16 protein-coding genes are annotated in these 17,607 nt (G+C 43.8%); 11 read left to right on the top strand and 5 right to left on the bottom strand.

Going from position 1 to position 17,607, the window contains the following annotated elements; translation table 11 throughout:
- Positions 1–3: 3 nt before the first annotated feature.
- The 8 genes from M1K46_RS18495 (at position 4) to M1K46_RS18460 (ending at position 11,017) form a co-directional block, all read left to right on the top strand.
- A complete protein-coding gene (locus M1K46_RS18495) occupies positions 4–1,251 on the top strand; it encodes a M20 metallopeptidase family protein (RefSeq protein ID WP_256227191.1) in 1,248 nt (415 codons plus the stop codon).
- Positions 1,241–2,296, top strand: coding sequence for a homoserine dehydrogenase (locus tag M1K46_RS18490; RefSeq protein WP_256227190.1), 1,056 nt, complete (start codon positions 1,241–1,243; stop codon positions 2,294–2,296). Before M1K46_RS18495 ends, M1K46_RS18490 begins: the two co-directional genes overlap by 11 nt.
- A gap of 22 nt (positions 2,297–2,318) precedes the next feature.
- Positions 2,319–3,758: an aldehyde dehydrogenase family protein gene (locus M1K46_RS18485; protein ID WP_256227189.1), complete on the top strand. Its 1,440-nt coding sequence runs from the start codon at positions 2,319–2,321 to the stop codon at positions 3,756–3,758.
- A gap of 6 nt (positions 3,759–3,764) precedes the next feature.
- Positions 3,765–5,306 carry a glycine betaine/L-proline transporter ProP gene (gene proP, locus M1K46_RS18480; RefSeq protein ID WP_305586013.1) on the top strand — a complete coding sequence of 514 codons (1,542 nt, stop codon included), beginning with the start codon at positions 3,765–3,767 and terminating at the stop codon, positions 5,304–5,306.
- A 111-nt stretch (positions 5,307–5,417) separates the two neighbouring features.
- On the top strand, positions 5,418–6,887 hold the full coding sequence (locus M1K46_RS18475) for an MFS transporter (protein ID WP_256227187.1): 1,470 nt from the start codon (positions 5,418–5,420) through the stop codon (positions 6,885–6,887).
- Positions 6,888–7,161: 274 nt separating this feature from the next.
- A complete protein-coding gene (locus tag M1K46_RS18470; RefSeq protein ID WP_256227186.1) occupies positions 7,162–7,650 on the top strand; it encodes a GNAT family N-acetyltransferase in 489 nt (162 codons plus the stop codon).
- Between the two features lie 199 nt (positions 7,651–7,849).
- Positions 7,850–8,362 carry a hypothetical protein gene (locus M1K46_RS18465; protein WP_256227185.1) on the top strand — a complete coding sequence of 171 codons (513 nt, stop codon included), beginning with the start codon at positions 7,850–7,852 and terminating at the stop codon, positions 8,360–8,362.
- 228 nt (positions 8,363–8,590) lie between these two features.
- The gene (locus tag M1K46_RS18460; RefSeq protein ID WP_256227184.1) at positions 8,591–11,017 is read left to right on the top strand and encodes a transglycosylase domain-containing protein; all 2,427 of its coding nucleotides are present in this window, start codon (positions 8,591–8,593) and stop codon (positions 11,015–11,017) included.
- Positions 11,018–11,051: 34 nt separating this feature from the next.
- On the opposite strand, the gene M1K46_RS18455 is transcribed toward M1K46_RS18460, so the two are convergent.
- Positions 11,052–11,429, bottom strand: coding sequence for a MerR family transcriptional regulator (locus M1K46_RS18455; RefSeq protein WP_256227183.1), 378 nt, complete (start codon positions 11,427–11,429; stop codon positions 11,052–11,054).
- 131 nt (positions 11,430–11,560) lie between these two features.
- Entirely contained in the window at positions 11,561–12,112 is a 552-nt protein-coding gene (locus M1K46_RS18450) for a GNAT family N-acetyltransferase (protein WP_256227182.1), read from the bottom strand.
- Between the two features lie 136 nt (positions 12,113–12,248).
- Here M1K46_RS18450 and M1K46_RS18445 point away from each other — a divergent pair, with 136 nt between their 5' ends.
- From M1K46_RS18445 to M1K46_RS18435, 3 genes are all read left to right on the top strand, one after another.
- Positions 12,249–12,338 carry a winged helix-turn-helix transcriptional regulator gene (locus M1K46_RS18445; RefSeq protein ID WP_256227300.1) on the top strand — a complete coding sequence of 30 codons (90 nt, stop codon included), beginning with the start codon at positions 12,249–12,251 and terminating at the stop codon, positions 12,336–12,338.
- A gap of 492 nt (positions 12,339–12,830) precedes the next feature.
- Positions 12,831–13,505 (top strand): AlkZ-related protein, encoded by a 675-nt coding sequence (locus M1K46_RS18440; RefSeq protein ID WP_256227181.1) that lies wholly within the window; start codon positions 12,831–12,833, stop codon positions 13,503–13,505.
- 259 nt (positions 13,506–13,764) lie between these two features.
- Positions 13,765–14,493 carry a thiamine pyrophosphate-binding protein gene (locus M1K46_RS18435; RefSeq protein WP_256227180.1) on the top strand — a complete coding sequence of 243 codons (729 nt, stop codon included), beginning with the start codon at positions 13,765–13,767 and terminating at the stop codon, positions 14,491–14,493.
- A 247-nt stretch (positions 14,494–14,740) separates the two neighbouring features.
- Here the strand turns inward: M1K46_RS18435 and bioA are convergent, their stop codons facing one another.
- From bioA to M1K46_RS18420, 3 genes are read right to left on the bottom strand one after another with little or no spacing between them, the layout of a single operon-like run.
- Positions 14,741–16,117: an adenosylmethionine--8-amino-7-oxononanoate transaminase gene (gene bioA, locus M1K46_RS18430; RefSeq protein ID WP_256227179.1), complete on the bottom strand. Its 1,377-nt coding sequence runs from the start codon at positions 16,115–16,117 to the stop codon at positions 14,741–14,743.
- Positions 16,098–16,820, bottom strand: coding sequence for a dethiobiotin synthase (bioD, locus tag M1K46_RS18425; RefSeq protein WP_256227178.1), 723 nt, complete (start codon positions 16,818–16,820; stop codon positions 16,098–16,100). Before bioD ends, bioA begins: the two co-directional genes overlap by 20 nt.
- Entirely contained in the window at positions 16,799–17,383 is a 585-nt protein-coding gene (locus tag M1K46_RS18420; RefSeq protein WP_256227299.1) for a biotin transporter BioY, read from the bottom strand. Before M1K46_RS18420 ends, bioD begins: the two co-directional genes overlap by 22 nt.
- Between the last annotated feature and the right edge of the window lie 224 nt (positions 17,384–17,607).

The following is a 17,607-nucleotide window of genomic DNA, read 5'->3' as shown; positions in this document are numbered from 1 at the left end:
CAAATGGCAAATCATCAGTTTGTTGCTGCTTCGGTAAAAGGGTTGAATGAAAAATTGATTGCATGGAGGCGGCAGATCCATCAAAACCCTGAAGTCAGTTTTCAGGAATTTGAAACGTCAAGCCTTGTGGCAGAAACATTAAGGCGGATTCCCGGAATGAAAACGGAGATCGGAGTGGGTGTTCCCACTGGTGTTGTAGGAACCCTTACCTCAGGGGAAGGACCGGTCATCGCCATCCGCGCAGACATGGATGCCTTACCCATTCATGAGAAAAATGCAATTGGTTACAAATCCGGGAACGAGGGTGTGATGCATGCTTGCGGTCATGATGCCCATACGTCCATCCTGCTGGGGGTTGCCAGCCTTCTGGCAGATGCATTTGAACGGGGAGATATACAGGGTACGGTAAAATTTGTTTTTCAGCCGGCAGAAGAAAGCATTGATGAACACGGACTTTCAGGTTCTCCGTATATGGTTCAGGCAGGAGTCTATGATGAAGCAGACGCAGCCATAGCCCTCCATATGTGCCCTTGGCTTCCGGCTGGTGCTATTCAAGTGAACGATGGCTACAGCATGGCCAATGTTGATGTGTTCCAGGGCAAAATTTATGGAACAGGAGGACACGGTGCTTATCCTGAACAGGGAACCGACCCCATTTGGATGCTGGGGCCTGTCATGCAGGCACTGCATGGCATTGTGGCACGGAAAGTATCGGCAATGGAGTCAGCCGTGATCAGCATAGGTGAGATCCATGCGGGTTCGGCAAGCAATATTATTCCTACCGAGGTATCCATATCGGGAACGATTCGCAGCTATTCACCTGAAATACGCGGCATGCTCGCCTCAGAATTGGAAAAGGCGTTTTCGATTGTTCAGCCTCTAGGAGGAGAGTACTCTTTCAAAGTAGACCGGGGCGAGCCTGCGCTGAAGAATCATAAAACCATCAACAAGTGGTTTATGGAGGCGGCAAGAGAGCTTTATCCAGAAATCACGATTAAAAGAGGCCCGTTTGGAATGGGCGGAGAAGACTTTGGATATGTAACACAGAAAACACCGGGTGCCATGTTCTTTCTGGGATGTGCCGAGCAAGGACAAGACCAGAGAGATTTGCACACTCCGTTTTTTGATATAAATGAAGACTGCCTGCCAATCGGGACAGCGATTCTAGCACAGACAGCTTTAAAGTATTTAAAAGGCGAGGTATTCCTGCCAAGCCGTGAAAAGGTGGAGGTAGACACATATGGCACATAAACTTGCTTTTATTGGGTTTGGAACAGTCGGCCAGGGATTGGCTGAAATTCTAAGGGACAAGCACGAAGATTTAAAGGCTAAAGAGCATTTTGAAGCGGAAATTGTGGCCATCTCTGATTTTAACAAAGGTTCAATCTATCACCCAAACGGTCTGAACATTAATACGGTTTTACAAGTGCTGCGGGAGACTGGAAATCTGGAAAACTATCCGCCGGCCCCTGGCCTCGTGACCGGCTGGGACAGCCTAAGGACCATTTGTGAAACTAATGCGGATACCATTATTGAGGTTTCGTATACCGATGTACGTACAGGACAGCCTGCCATCGATCATTGCCGGACGGCATTCTTGGCGAAAAAAAATGTGGTCATGACCAATAAGGGCCCGGTTGCATTGGCGTATAAAGAGCTTTCTGAATTGGCAAAAGAGGAAGGGGTGTACTGGGGATTTGAGGGAACCGTCATGAGCGGAACCCCTTCATTAAGGATGCCTGCTGCCGCTTTGGCGGGGAATGAGATTACAGAAATTCGCGGCATCTTAAACGGTACTACCAATTTTATCTTAACCAAGATGGAAGAAGAGGGAGTAACGTATGAGGAAGCGTTGAAAGAAGCCCAAAAACTCGGTTATGCAGAAGCCGATCCAACCAGCGATGTTGAGGGCTATGATGCACGATATAAGATTACCATTCTGTCAAACTATGTGATGAACGAACCTTTGCTGGTAGAAGAAGTAACATGCCGGGGGATTACAGATCTCACCCTGAAGGATATTGAAGAGGCAAAAGCCGAAGGGAAACGGTGGAAACTGCTGGCCAAAGCCCGTAAAGAAAACGGGAAAGTTAATGCTTCCATTGCCCCTGAAAAGGTGGACATGGCCGATCCGCTTGCTTCCATCAGTGGAGCTGTAAACGCCATTGCTTATGACTGTGATCTCTTAGGAACCGTTACGCTAAGCGGAGCAGGTGCAGGTAAGGTTGAAACAGGCTTTTCCTTGTTAATCGATTTAATTAACATTGATCGCGAAAGAAAACTCGTAAACATTTAAACAGAGGAAGGCGGGGATGTTGATGACGACTCAGGTTGCTGGCCAAAAGATGTTTTTAGCAGGAAAGTGGGTACACCGTGATAGAACCATTGAGGTTCGGGACCCGCAGGATAACAGAATGATAGACACTGTTCCTGCAGCTTCAAGAGAAGATATGCTGGCTTGTATTGAGCACACAAAAGAAGGAGCAAAGATTGCCGCCGCCATGCCGGTGTATGAACGGATGGCTGTCATTCATAAAGCGGCAGACTACATTGAAGCCAATAAAGAAAAGTACACTTTGACCATTGCGAAGGAAGGCAGCAAGACGATCCGTGAAGCATCAAAAGAAACCGAAAGATGCATTCAGACCCTCCGTATCAGTGCAGAAGAGGCAAGAAGGATTCAGGGGGAGACCATTCCCTTTGACCAGATGGAAGGGAACAACAACCGGGTCGGCTACTATCATCGTTTTCCAATTGGAATCATTGGCGCGATCACTCCATTTAATGATCCGCTGAACCTGGTCGCCCATAAAGTAGGGCCGGCAATTGCTTCAGGAAACGCTATCATCGTAAAGCCGGCAACGGTTACTCCGCTTAGTGCGCTGCTGCTGGCTGAAGCATTCGCCCATGGGGGGCTGCCTCCAAAAGTATTGTCCGTCATTACGGGATATGGAAGCGAGATCGGCGATGTTCTTGTCACTCACCCTGCCATTCGGATGATTTCCTTTACAGGAGGAGTAGAGGCCGGAGAAGAAATTGTAAGAAAAGCCGGATTAAAAAAGGTGAGTATGGAACTCGGCTCTAATTCTCCGGTTATTGTTCTGGAAGATGCGGACTTGCATGATGCCGTCGAATCCACGGTTTCCGGAGCCTATTGGGCAGCCGGCCAAAACTGCCTGAGCGTGCAGAGAATCTATGTGCAGCAGAGCATTATGTCCGATTTTGAAAAGGCCTTTGTTAAGCGAACAAAACAATATATCGTAGGCGATAAGCTGTCAGAGCTTACCGATATAGGTCCGCTAATTACTGAAAAGGAGGCGATGCGTGTAGAGAGTCTTGTGAACGAAGCCGTTGATAAAGGTGCTCAACTGCTGACAGGAGGCAAGCGTAATCAAGCGTTTTATTCTCCGACCGTCCTAAAGAATATTCCGGATGACAGCACGATTGCAAAAGAAGAAATTTTTGGCCCAGTTGTACTCCTATACGCTGTTGCGGATGTGGATGAGGCCATTGAAAAATCCAATGAAGTAAGCTACGGGCTGCAGGCAGGTATTTTTACAAAAAACATTGATAAAGCTCAAAAAGCGATTGCCAGGATGGATGTAGGAGGCATCATGATCAACGACAGCAGTGACTACCGAATCGATGCCATGCCGTTTGGTGGCGTGAAGAAGTCTGGCTTGGGACGGGAAGGCATTAAATTTGCGATACAAGAAATGACAGAACCAAAAGTCGTTTGTTATAAACTATCAAACTGAAAAGAGATGAGTGAGAAAACGAGCAAGATTTACGGTATTAAGAGGAGGTACGATGTGGAAAGAGGACAAATAGAAAAGCTGACCAAAGAGGATATCACAGTTGTTGACAATAATATTGCGAAAAAATCAATATTTGGAACATCTCTTGGCAATGCCATGGAGTGGTTTGATTTTGGCATCTATTCCTACTTAGCGGTTACGATTGGTAAAGTATTTTTCCCTGAAATCGATCCTTCTGCCCAGTTAATCTATGCTTTTGCAACGTTTGCGGTGGCATTTATCGCGAGGCCGATCGGCGGTATAGTGTTTGGAATGATGGGTGACCGTTTAGGCCGAAAGAAAGTTTTGGCCATAACGTTAATCATGATGGCCATTGCTACATTAAGCATCGGACTCATTCCGGGCTATGCAACGATCGGAGCCGCAGCACCAGTTTTATTGCTTGTTGCAAGAATGATACAAGGATTTTCTACCGGCGGAGAGTATGCAGGTGCGATGACGTTTATCGCTGAATCTACACCTGATAAGAAACGAGGGTTTATGTCAAGCGGCCTTGAAGTCGGAACACTTGTCGGGTTCATCGCCGGATCGGGATTAGTTACTCTGCTTACCTTTCTGCTTGGATCTGAAACTATGCTTGAATGGGGCTGGAGAATTCCTTTCTTAATTGCCGCACCTTTAGGGCTGATCGGGTTTTATTTCAGATCGCATCTGGAAGAAACCCCGGCATTCCAGGCGATGAAGGAATCGGCAAACGAGAGGAAACAGCAAACCTCCCTGAAACATATTTTTACGGAACACTGGCGTTCCCTCTTGATTTGCATTGGCGTCGTTTTTTTCTATAACACCATAAACTATATGATTCTTACGTATATGCCCTCTTATTTATCAGAACAGCTTGGTTTTGGTGAAACAAAGGGGCTGGTCCTCATCCTATTTGTCATGATTGCAATGATTCCCTTTGTTTTGGCGATGGGATACTGGGGTGATCGGATTGGAAGAAACCGCCTGATTAAAGGAGCGTTAATCGGTACGATCGTACTCAGCATTCCAGCGTTCCTCATGATGGGCACGGGTTCAAGCATTTTGGCTTTTCTGGGATTACTGACCCTGAGCTGTTTGTTTACAGCCTTTCAAGGCACATTACCTGCTGCATTGCCGTCGTTTTTTTTCACAGAGGTACGATATGGTTCCTTGGCGATAACGTACAATGTTTCAACCTCAATCTTTGGCGGAACTACACCTTTAATCGTAGCATGGCTCGTTAAAGCAACGAATAACAGTATGCTGCCGGCTTATTATTTGATCACGGTCTGTGTTATCGGGATTTTTGTAGTAGCATTATTCGTTAAAGAAACAGCAGGAAGGTCATTAAGGGGATCGTACCCCGCTGTCGAAGATCCTAGTGAGATAAAGGAAATACTAATGAATTCAGAGGAAGCTTTGTGGTGGAAGGAAGAAGTTCGGGAGAGAAATGAAAGAGCAGCAATGAAAGAAAAAATAAGCATTTTGGGATCTCAGCAGAAAAATGTAGGAAACATCCGATAAAATTGTTGCAGGCTGCCGAGGCTGACTCGGCAGCCTTTTTATATGAAAATGGTTAGTTTGGGATCGATTTAGGGAAAAGGTTTAGTACAACAACTTTTAATTTTAAGCAGTATGAGGAGGCACGCTGTGGATAGAAAAAATAGTAATAGATTACAAAAAGAAGATATTACGGTTGTTGATACAAAAATCGCAAAACAATCGATCCTGGGGACATCGCTTGGTAATGCCATGGAATGGTTTGATTTTGGTATTTATTCTTATTTAGCGGTAACCATTGGCAAAGTTTTTTTCCCTGAAGTCGATTCTTCTGCCCAGGTGATTTATGCTTTTGCGACATTTGCAGTAGCATTTATCGCGAGGCCGATCGGCGGTGTAGTGTTTGGAATAATGGGTGACCGTTTAGGGCGAAAAAAGGTACTGGCCATTACATTGATCATGATGGCGATTGCAACACTCAGCCTCGGGCTAATACCCGGCTATAAGTCTATCGGGATTGCGGCGCCCATCCTTCTGCTGGTTGCCAGATTGGTGCAAGGCTTCTCAACCGGCGGAGAATACGCTGGGGCCATGACGTTTATTGCAGAATCAACTCCGGATAAAAAGCGCAGTTTTATGTCAAGCGTTTTAGAGGTAGGAACTTTGGCCGGCTATATTGCTGGTTCAGGGCTTGTGACCCTGCTGACCTTTATTCTAGGTTCGGAAACCATGCTGGAATGGGGCTGGAGAATTCCGTTCTTTATTGCAGCTCCACTAGGTTTAATTGGTTTATATTTCCGTTCTCACCTCGAGGAAACACCTGCTTTTCAGGCAATGGAGGAAGAACAAGAGGAAAAGAAAAAGGATTCGTCTCTTAAAGAAATTTTCCTCAATCATTGGAGGTCCCTATTGATCTGTGTAGGCATTGTCCTCTTTTACAATACAATTGTCTACATGGTGCTAACCTATATGCCGACTTACCTTTCTGAACAGATCGGTTATGGAGAAACAAAAGGGCTGCTGCTCATTCTCATTGTGATGGTTATTATGATTCCTTTCGTTTTGGGAATGGGGTATTTGGGTGACCGGATTGGAAGAAATAAAATTTTGATAGGAGCTTTGATTCTAACCATTATTTTGAGCATACCGGCCTTTATGCTGGCGGGGAATGAAAATGGCAATAATGCCTTCTTCGGAGTGCTGATTTTGGGATGTCTGCTCACCGCTTTTCAGGGAACGCTCCCGGCAACACTTCCTTCTTTATTTTTTACAAACGTTCGATATGGATCACTAGCCATTACTTACAATGTATCTACTTCCATCTTTGGCGGAACGACTCCGCTCATTGTTGCCTGGCTGGTGAAAGAAACCAATAATAAACTGCTGCCGGCCTATTATTTAATGGCGGTCTGTACGATCGGTATTGTTGTTGTAGCTTTCTTTGTCAAAGAAACAGCAGGCCGTTCATTGCGTGGATCTCTTCCAGCTGTTGAAGACCCAGGCGAGATCAAAGAGATCTTGCAGGATCCTGATGAAGCTTTATGGTGGGAAGAAGAAGTGCCAGCTAGTGAGGGAAAACCGGTTGGTGAGAGTAAACAAGCGTAAAACTGTATTTAATGAGGCTGTCGAGGAGACTCGGCAGCCTTTTTTATGGTGTCTCGTCGGCGAATTGAACCAAAATCGAAGAGAATTGAACCAAAGTCCAATTAATTGAACCAAACTCAGATTAATTGAACCAAACTGAATATTGAGATAACTTCGCCGAGGGTTTTTCAGATGATTCTCCGTTCATTCATTATTCGGCAGGTTAAAAGAGGATTAGCAGACCGAGAGAAGAATAGTTTTTTAGAAGACATGGAATAGAGAAAGGAAGTTACAGATGAAATTGGAAACAGAACGGTTAACCATCATACCCTGCAGCAGACCATACATAGAATCACTATCGCCTGATGCATATCCAATCAGAAACCAAATTAAGTCCCACGTTGAACAGTTAGAACAAGACCCTGAGCTATACGGATGGGGTGTGTGGCTGGTCACAGAAAAGGAAACGGGAATGATTGTCGGAGATATTGGATTCAAAGGGAAACCCAGTGTCGAACGAACAGTAGAGGTCGGTTATGGAATCATTCCGTCTGCTCAGCAAAAAGGATACGCCACCGAATCGGTAAAGGCGATAATCGATTGGGCCTTTACTTCTGACCAAGTTAACCGTGTCATTGCAGAATGCTTGATAAACAATGATCCTTCCATTCGGGTATTGGAAAAAATGAACATGAAGCGTTTAGGGCAAGAGGGTGAAATGCTGAATTGGGAGTTAAAAAAGGAAGAAGCGGGATTGACTAAGAATACTGCAGCGTTCTCATGATATGAGGGCTGCTTTTTTATTTTAGTAAAACTTTCAATTAATTTTATGATAAACTGTAAGTAATTGGGAATTGTTTGGGAATTGATCTTAAACATGGTCTATTTTAGTACGCATCCTTCTGATTACATTGGTTGTATCCATCTTTGCAAAAAATGAGAAGAAAAAGAGGAATAGCCTTCAATGGAAATGGGGTTTGTTGATGAAAAACGGCTGGGGAGCTGCGTTTGTGTTATCTTTTATCGCAGCAGGAATCTATTTATATGTGGTTAATTACGGGTACCACACCAAAAAAGAGGCACTGCAGAAGGGCTGGACGAAAGAAGCCATTGAATTAAACACGGAGAAGGTTCAATCGGTTACTGTCCCCAATAGCCCTTATGTTCTGGAGATTACGAACGCACCTCATAAAATTTATGTTTTTAAAATAACAAAGCATTTCGGTAAATATAAAGCATCCCTGGCTGATGTAAATCTTTTATATCAGAGCATCAATAAAGATGGAATGTATTTTAACAAAAATTTACTGGAATTTGGTTTCGATACTGACAAACCGAGGAATAAAGATATTTATATTGATCATCAAAAAATGAGATACCTCTCTTTGGGCAAGTACTTTTCTAAAAGCAAGTTTGCCTGGAGCTACCAAAACTTATCCTTTTATTACCCTGAGCATCCAATGGAAACAAAGGCTATTGGTCCTGCATATCACTAAAAGCAGCATTCGAACGAGACATCATGTTCTTGTTCTTTTTTTAATTCATATAGATTAAAAAGCTGGAAAAACGGGTACTAGTACTTCTGACCTGTTTGTAATAAAAATGTAACATTTGTGAGATGTATTCGTATTATTTTCTATTAAAATAGTATAAAATTGATGTTCAGGAAAAATAAACTATTTCAGCATAGGGAACAGCATGGAACAATTTAAGGAGAGTTAATGATGGAAAAGAAAAATTCAGCTTCACGATTGGAAAGAAGAAAACAGAACAAAAGGCCTAAACGTTTTCGAAAATTCCTTACATACAGTACACTAACTTTTCTTGTTCTCTTTCTTTTAGTGGTTATTGGCGGGGGGGCAACCGTATTTTCAGTTGCAAAAGGCGCTCCTGAATTGAACCCCGAAAACCTGAAGTATTCACGTACTTCCACCGTCTATGACATGAACAATGAGAAAGTCGTTTCAATCAGCGGGAAGGAAAAGAGAGATTATGCTCACATTAAAGATATTCCGCCGCTCGTTCGGAACGCTTTTATTGCGACAGAAGACGTTCGATTCTACAAACATAACGGAATTGATACGAAAAGGGTCGCAGGAGCCATTCTTTCCAATATAACTCACGGATTTGGTTCAGAAGGTGCCAGTACAATCACACAGCAGGTTGTAAAAAACTCGTTCTTATCACCAGAAAAGACAGTAACTAGGAAGGTACAAGAAGCCTATTTGGCGATACAGCTTGAACGGAAATATTCCAAGGATCAGATTCTTGAATTCTATTTAAATAAAATCTATTTCGGAAATAGTGCCTATGGAGTAAAAACAGCAGCAAAAACGTATTTTAATAAGCCTCTGGACCAGCTGACCATCGGCGAGGCTGCATTGCTTGCTGGACTGCCACAGCGTCCGAGCGGGTATGATCCATTCGTACATCCAGAGTTAGCAGAACAGCGAAGGAATGTGGTCTTGTCGCTACTGCACAAAAACGGGTATATTTCTGAGCAGGAAAAAGTAAAAGCGCAGCAGCAGCCAATTAAGAAAATGCTTGTGAAACCTAAGAAGTCTCAGCCGAGATATGAAGCGTTTTTACAGCAGGTCATTAAAGACGCACGAAAAGAAGGCATTTCTGAAAAAGAACTGTTTGAAGGCGGATTGAAAATCTACACGACGCTTGACCAGGATGCCCAATCTCAAGCAGAAAAAATCTTATCAACGGAGGATTATGTCCGTTACCCAGACAATAAATTTCAGGCGGGGGCCGTTCTCCTTGATACTGAAACCGGCCAGATTCGTGCTATAGGCGGCAACAGGCTGGATGACAACAAACAGGCCATCAGAGGATTTAACTATGCGACCGATACAGAAAGGCAGCCGGGATCGACGATTAAACCGATTCTTGACTACGGCCCGGCGATTGAATACTTGAAATGGTCTACGAGTACCCCGATCAAGGATGAGCCGCTCGAAATCAACGGCAAGCAGTTCCAGAACTGGGATAAAACCTATCATGGTACGCTTTCTATGAGAGAAGCACTCGTCCAATCGTATAACATTCCTGCCATAAAAACGTTCCAGGCAGTAGGAGAAGCGAACGCGAAACAGTTTGCAGGAAACCTAGGAATTAAGCTGGATACGATCTATCCGTCCTATGCGATCGGCGGATTCAATAAAGGGGTTTCTCCATTAACGATGGCCGGTGCGTATTCTGCTTTTGGAAACAAGGGCGTCTATCATCAGCCAACAACATTAAGAAAGATTGAATATCCGAATGGAGAAGTGAAGCAGTTTAGCCATCAGCCAAAAACTGCCATGAGCGATTACACAGCTTACATGGTAACGGATATGCTGAAGAGTGTTGTCAATAACGGAACTGGCCGCATGGCTCAGATTCCAGGATTGGATTTAGCCGGTAAGACAGGAACGACGAACCTTCCAGCCAATGTCTATGGCAACGGCTCGACCGATTCATGGTTTGTCGGTTATACCACACGCTATACAGCAGCTGTCTGGACAGGATATGATCACCCGGGCCAGGATGCTTATGTAAAGAAAGAAGACCAAGTGATCGCTAAGCTGATCTTTAAAGAACTGGTATCCCATGTTTCAGCAAATAAGCTCACTGCCGATTTCCAAAAACCGGGATCTGTCGTTTCACGAGGCTCTGAGCTTTACGTGCAAGGAACTTCGATGCCTCCTATAGCACAGCCAAGCCATAAGGAAGACAAAAAAGAAGATCCATCAGCTGATGCTGAAAAAGAAAAGCAAGATAAAGAAAAAGAGAAAAAAGAAGAAGACCAAAAGAATAATGATGATAAAGAAAAACCTAATGATGACGGTAAAACAAAACCGGATACTCCTGTCACACCGCCTAAAGATGATCAAGGCGGCAGCGATCAGGGTGGCAATGGCCAAGGCGGAAATGGCGGAACAGATCAGGGTGGGAATGATCAAGGCGGGGGCAATCAGGATAAGCCGACAGATCCAACAACCCCGCCTAAAGATAAGCCAGGAGACGGAACCACCAAACCGGATACAGGTGATAAACCAACGGATCCTGGAACCGAGCCGCCGAAAGAACAGGATGATAGTAAAAAACCAGCGGAAACAAAGCCAAGTTCCTTGGAAAAGAATACCGTTGAAACAGACCAGTAACGTGAAAACCTGCACCTAGGTTCTGAAATCAGAACTAGGTGCTGGTTTTATATTTTCGTATGGTCATCATTTCTTTATAGGATCCGATTTTATGATCCAGCATCTTTTCAGTTTCCTGAAGGGTGGTGATTTGCTCCCTCACCGAGGTTCGATGCACTTCGAGGAGACGGAGACGTGCTTCCCGCGTATGTTCTCCTTCTTGATACAGCCTTGAGTATTCCCTCATTTTAGCCAACGGCATTTGCGTCTGTTTTAATTTAATGACGAACCGCAGCCAGGCAATGTGGGAGTCGCCATATTCGCGTTCACCATAGTCATTGCGTTCAGGTAAAATAATTTGTTCTTTTTCATAATAACGCAATGTGTGAGAACTGATTTCCAGTAACTTTGCTGCCTCACTAATGCTGTACATTTTATCCTCCTATTGATTCATTCTTCAAGAAAGTATCAGAATTAGAAGTTGTAGTCGATTTATCCGTATGTATCAAGAACAAGATAAATATCATTACTGAAAGGGTGGAGCTGATATCAGCTCCACCCTTTTTAATGGTTACATCCAATCTCTCTTTTGCTTCGTAAAACAGTTATAAAACCATCCAATATATCATGACTCACCGTAAATCCTTTACGTTTATAGAATTCCAGTGCGTTAGTATTGCCATTTGAGACATAAATAAAATAATCTTCCACATCGTCAAATTGCTTGATCCAATCCATGGACATATGAAAAAGTTTGGATCCAATCCCATATTGCCTGTACTCTTCTTTAATATAAAATTGAGATAAACAGCCTACATGATCTCTATTAACAGAAGAAAGATCAAAAAAAGTGGCAAATTCATTGGAATAGGCTTCTTTAGGAGAGATATTGGAATATACATAACCTACAATTTGATCATCATCATCTTTAACTACCACTGTATAATTGTGAACGGCATTATTTATTGATGGAATCAGCCTTGTTTCAAAATTCATGTTGTCAAACAATTCAGGTGTTATGTAGGATTTTGATTTTTGAAAGGCCATGAGTTCATTGCAAATTTCTCTGCAACATTCAATTTTTTCATCAGGTAAAACTTCATATTTTAACTTCAAAACTATCACTCCTTTATTTATCCTACTAATAATCAACTACGATATAATTTTATTACATAATCAAAGTAAAACAAGTATGCAGTATTTTATTTCTAAGTCAGAAAAAACTGATTAATGGAGAACCAACCAAGGACTTATCATACGAAAGCAGTTTATGGAAATACCACCAAGAGTAGAATACTCACTAACAAAAGCAGGAGAGGACTTGATCCCATCTTTAAAATGACTGGCTGAATGGGGAAAGTCCATGCAAAATTAAAATACGTCTCGATTAATTATGGTATATAATGGAATTACGTGGATCTTTTCAGGCATGTTTTTGATTTTGGGTGGTGTGTGACGAACCGCCCTTACAGAATATTTGCGATAGATGTACAAAAGAAATCAAGCTTAAAGATGATTTAGTTACGGTAACGATGTTTTTTGAGGTGATCCCTTATCCCGAGGAGTGCTATGCGCACGATTTAAAAGGAACGAAATCATTCTTTATAAACAACCGGCCGCTCAATGGCCTGTCTGGCAACATCTCTATTGTGATTTCCATCGTAGTTGCGTTTTGGGCAGCCTTTTTTACAGAAGGGTCCTTAAGGTTTGTTTCCCTTCTCGTTCTTATCCCGATTATATACCGATTGTACTCTTATCTGGCGTATGAAAGGCACTTGGAAGCTTAGGGGAAAGATGGATACATAATAAGGAAAGAGCAAAGGGGAATGAGTGAATGCTTGATTATAAAATTAAAACGTACGAAGAAGCCATTGATATTGTGAATGAAGTAGGGTTGCTGCCGCTTGCTCCTTTGTTTCCCGATTATCCCTCACTTAGCAGTATTACGGTTAAGGAAAATTGGTATACGGAGACCGAATTTGATCCTTGGGGCTGGAGAACGCGGTTTGCTGCAGATGGAATAGCCGCGTACGGAAAATTTGTTAAGAAAAAATCTGTTCTCATCTCCCGCGAACTCCTTCTTTATATAAGAACGGTTCTGGGGAATCCAATGTCTGTGAAGGACCGTTATTATAATGGCATGCTTTCAAAAGATGCCTTCGATCTTCACTCACACATCCTGCAGGAAGAAGGAATTGATACGAGGCTTTTAAGGGCAAAGGCTGATATGAAAGCAAAAGAGAAAAAGAAAGCCTTCGACAACGGATTGCTCGAACTTCAGGCCTCTCTTGATATTGTCGTCTCCGGTACAAAGGAGAAACAAAATGCGATCGGCGAAAAAAATGGCTGGAACAGCACTTCCTATGAGACGATTGAGCATTGGACAGAAAAAAATAAGATAGAGAATATAAAGATTGATCGAGAGGAAGCACTCCAGAAGCTGTTACAGCATTTTTCAGTAATCAGCAGTCCAGAGTCTATGAAAAAATTCCAGAAACTATTTCTGTAAAAATAGGAGTGGGGCAATGAAACGAGAATTATCCCAGCTGGTTTTTACTTTTGTATTTGCAGTCATTCTGTTTTATTGTGTCCTATACTTTCTTGAAACAAATGATGTTGCCATCACCTTTCTTTTGTAATGAAGGAGAGAACAATGATAGACGATAGACAGAAAAACTCCTGAAGTAATTCAGGAGTTTTCTTCATGCCTCACATATTGGATCAGCGATTAGCATAGAAGGGTTTGGGTATATAAATAGGAGTAGTAGATGAACCTTGAAGGAGTGAGTAGTTTGGCAGAAAGAAGACCGGTGGGACAATATTTATTGGATTGTTTAAAAAGAGAAGGAATATCAGAAGTCTTCGGGGTGCCGGGTGATTATAACTTTTCATTGCTTGATACGCTTGAAAGGGATAGCGGCCTTTCTTTTATTACGAATAGAAATGAGCTGAATGCAGGATATGCAGCAGATGCATACGCACGAATTAATGGTATATCGGCACTCATTACAACATTTGGGGTCGGCGAAATGAGTGCGACGAACGCAATTGCCGGCGCATTCAGTGAAGCGTTCGGGGCATGTATGGCAGCGAAGGACCGGCGTGTTCTTCTTTTTACTGGTGATGGCTCATTGCAGCTGACAGTACAGGAAATCAGCTCGATGCTAGAGAACGGCTGCAAACCCATCATCTTTATTTTGAATAACAATGGATATACCATTGAAAAGTACCTGAACGTTAAAGTGGAGATTGAGAAACAGAAGTATAACGAGATCCCTTCCTGGAATTATACCAAGCTGGCAGAAGCGTTCGGAAGAGAGGCGTTTACGAAACAGGTGAGGACGAACCAGGAACTGGACGATGCCATCACTGAGGCTGAACGATTACAGGGAGAAAAACTTTGTATGATCGAACTGGTCGTTGAAGATCCGATGGACGCGCCGGAATATTTGCAGAAGATGCGTGCATTTTTGGAGAAACAAGAAAAAAAGAAGTAATGAAGGAGGGGCTGTCCTGAAAGTCGAAAATCGACCTTCAGCAGCTCCTTTTTGGCTTGAAAATCTTCAATGAAAAGTTGATTGAAGTGGAAGGTGCGAGACTCCTGCGGGACTAGCGTGACAGGTGAGACTCCCGCAGGCGCTAGCGCCAAGAGGCTCACCGCACGCCCCGCGGAAAGCGAGCACCCTGGAACGGAAATCAACAGCTTACAGACTTCTTGGACAGCCCCTTTTTTGATAGACCGACTTATCGAACGGCCAGGCTTTCGCATGCTTCCTGAATCGAGCGGTAGGTGATGTCCACCATCTTGTGCAGTTCTTCATCAGTCATGGACAGGATCGGCATCATCGTAATGACCGAGCCAAGTTCCCGAATGATCAGTCCATGCTCCCGGGCATTTTGGATAATACGGGAGATAACGCCTTCCTGGACACTGAACGTTTCTTTGGTCGTGCGGTCCTTCACAATTTCAATACCGATCATCAAGCCTCGCTGCCGCACTTCACCGACATTCGGAAGCTCATAAAGGGTATCCAATTTTGCGGAAATCTTTTCTGCTTTTCGCTGAATGTCCGCCACAAGATTCCGTTGTTCAATCAGCTCTATATTTTTTAATGCGAGGGAACAGGCGAGCTGGTTGCCGGTATACGTGTGGCCGTGATAGAAGGTTTTGTGCTCGTCCTGTTCTCCTAAAAAGGCATTAAAGATCCTGTCATGTGTGATGGTAGCGGCAAGCGGCATGTAACCGCCGGTGATTCCTTTACCCATGCACATTAAATCAGGAACAACGTCTTCCTGCTCGCATGCAAACAGTGTCCCAGTTCGCCCGAACCCGACTGCTACTTCATCACAGATCAATAGCACATCGTATTTTCGGCACAGCTGTTCGACCCCTTTTAAGAAGCCTTCAGGGTGTGTCAGTATGCCGGCAGCTCCTTGGACGAGCGGCTCCATAATTACTCCGGCGATCTCTTCGGAATGTGATTTTAAAAGTGATTCCAGTTCAGTAAGGCAGTAATCTTTTACTGCTTTTTCATTACCCAGATCTGTCATCCGGTAAGAATAAGGAGACGGAGAAGGGATGCGTTCAAAGAGAAGCGGCCGAAAGATTCTGTGAAACAAATCCATCCCTCCGACACTTACAGCACCGACTGTATCGCCGTGGTACGCTTCGTTCATTGATACGAATTTGTTTTTACTGGAATATTTTTCAGAATCGAGATTTTTCCAGTATTGGTAGGCGATCTTAAGCGCAATCTCTACTGCTGCTGCTCCTGTATCGGAATAAAATACGTTGGAGAGATTGCCCGGTGTGATCTCAGCCAGTTTTTTAGCCAACAGGATGGAAGGAACATTCGCTGAACCGAGCAGGGTGGAATGGGCAACTTTCTCCACCTGTTCGATGAGTGCTCTGTTCAGCTCTGGTTCGCTGTGGCCGTGGACATTCACCCATAGTGAAGCGTAGCCGTCGAGATACCGGTTGCCTTCTGTATCGTAAAGGTAGCTGCCTTTTCCGCTCTCTATAATCAGCGGTTTGGACTCTCGGTAGGTTTTCATTTGGGTAAAAGGATGCCAGACATACTCTTTGTCCCATTGTTCTAGTTCAGTGTATGGAGTACTCATTGAAAAACACCTCTTTCAGTAGCTGTAAATAGTGTTGGTCTTTCAAAAGTGATGCAATGTAAGCAGGAAGATCCTCTTTTACATTCTTAAAAGCTGGGATGCGCACAAGCGGCTCCAGACCGGTCAGTTTTGTTATCGTTTCAACATTATCTCTGTGGATTATATTGTCATGTTGAAAGAAATTAAAAAGGATGGTTTTGATATCAATGTTCTGCAAGGCTGTATAGAACTGTGAGGTAAGAACATGATGGATGGATCCAAGTCCGCTGTTTGAAACGAAAATGACAGGCAGTCCACAATCTTTAATAAGATCAGCTGTCATATAAAAATGCGTATCCTGTTCAATGAGAGGGACGGCAATCCCGCCGGCACCCTCAACAAGGACAATCTCGTATTCTTCTTTAAGTGCGTGAATTCGATCGATGACGCGCTGTTCGTCAACCTTTCTGCCTGTCAATTTAATCGCGAGGTGGGGAGAGGTTTCCGGCTCCAGCATATACATGCCGCAATCTTTAACACCGAGCTGTTCCTCATACCAGGAGATATCAGGATATGTATGATTTTCACGATCAAGGCCGGTCTGAAACGGTTTGAATATCGTTACGCTTTTTCCCAAGGAAGTAAGGGATAGGTACAGCAGGCTGGTGGCCACCGTTTTACCGATTTCGGTTCCGGTTCCGGTTATAAAGTAGGCTTGGCCCATGTTCTTTCATTCTCCTTTCTGTTGATGAATTGTGCCATACGGGGACGGGTCTGCACGATAAATACCGCACATAATAAACACAGAAGCAAGTCTCCGGGAACAGGCAGCAAAAAGCCGTAAAAAAACGTTTGGCTTAGCGTAAATGGCGTATTCACAAACCAGTTCATGGCGGCATAAAGCCAAGCACAGCCGAAAAAATAGACAGTTAGCAGTGAGGCTAAATTAGCAGCAAACACAGATTTAACTTTTACAAGCTGAAAGCGGTGGATAATCCAGCCGTTGACAAAGGCAGCGATGACATAGCCGATTAGATAGCCAAAAGTCGGTTTAAATACATAGCTGAACCCACCGCCATCAGCAAAAACAGGAATTCCGATGAGGCCGATCAAGACATAGCATAGCTGGCTGATCAGGCCCAATCGCGGACCGAGCAGGGCACCGGCAAGATAGACCGATAGAATCTGCAGGGTAAAAGGGATATACGGGATGGGAACCTTAATAAATGCACCAATCGCCGTCATGGCAGCAAATAAAGCTACATACGATATGCTTCTGGCGTTCAGGACGATCACCTCCTCAATATTAAAAGCCTAGTACAAGTTTGCCTGATTGATAAATTAAATGTCAACCAAAAATAAAATTAAGTTGACATTAGGAATGAAAAAGGGGCTGTCCAAGAAGTCTGTAAGCTGTTGATTTCCGTTCCAGGCTGCTCGCTTTCCGCGGGGCGTGCGGTGAGCCTCTTGGTGCAAGCACCGGCGGGAGTCTCACCTGTCACGCTAGTCCC

The organism is Fictibacillus sp. WQ 8-8, from assembly GCF_024494405.1.
In the GTDB taxonomy this organism is placed as follows: Bacteria; Bacillota; Bacilli; order Bacillales; family Fictibacillaceae; genus Fictibacillus_C; species Fictibacillus_C marinisediminis.
This window is presented reverse-complemented; position numbering and strand designations above follow the sequence as displayed.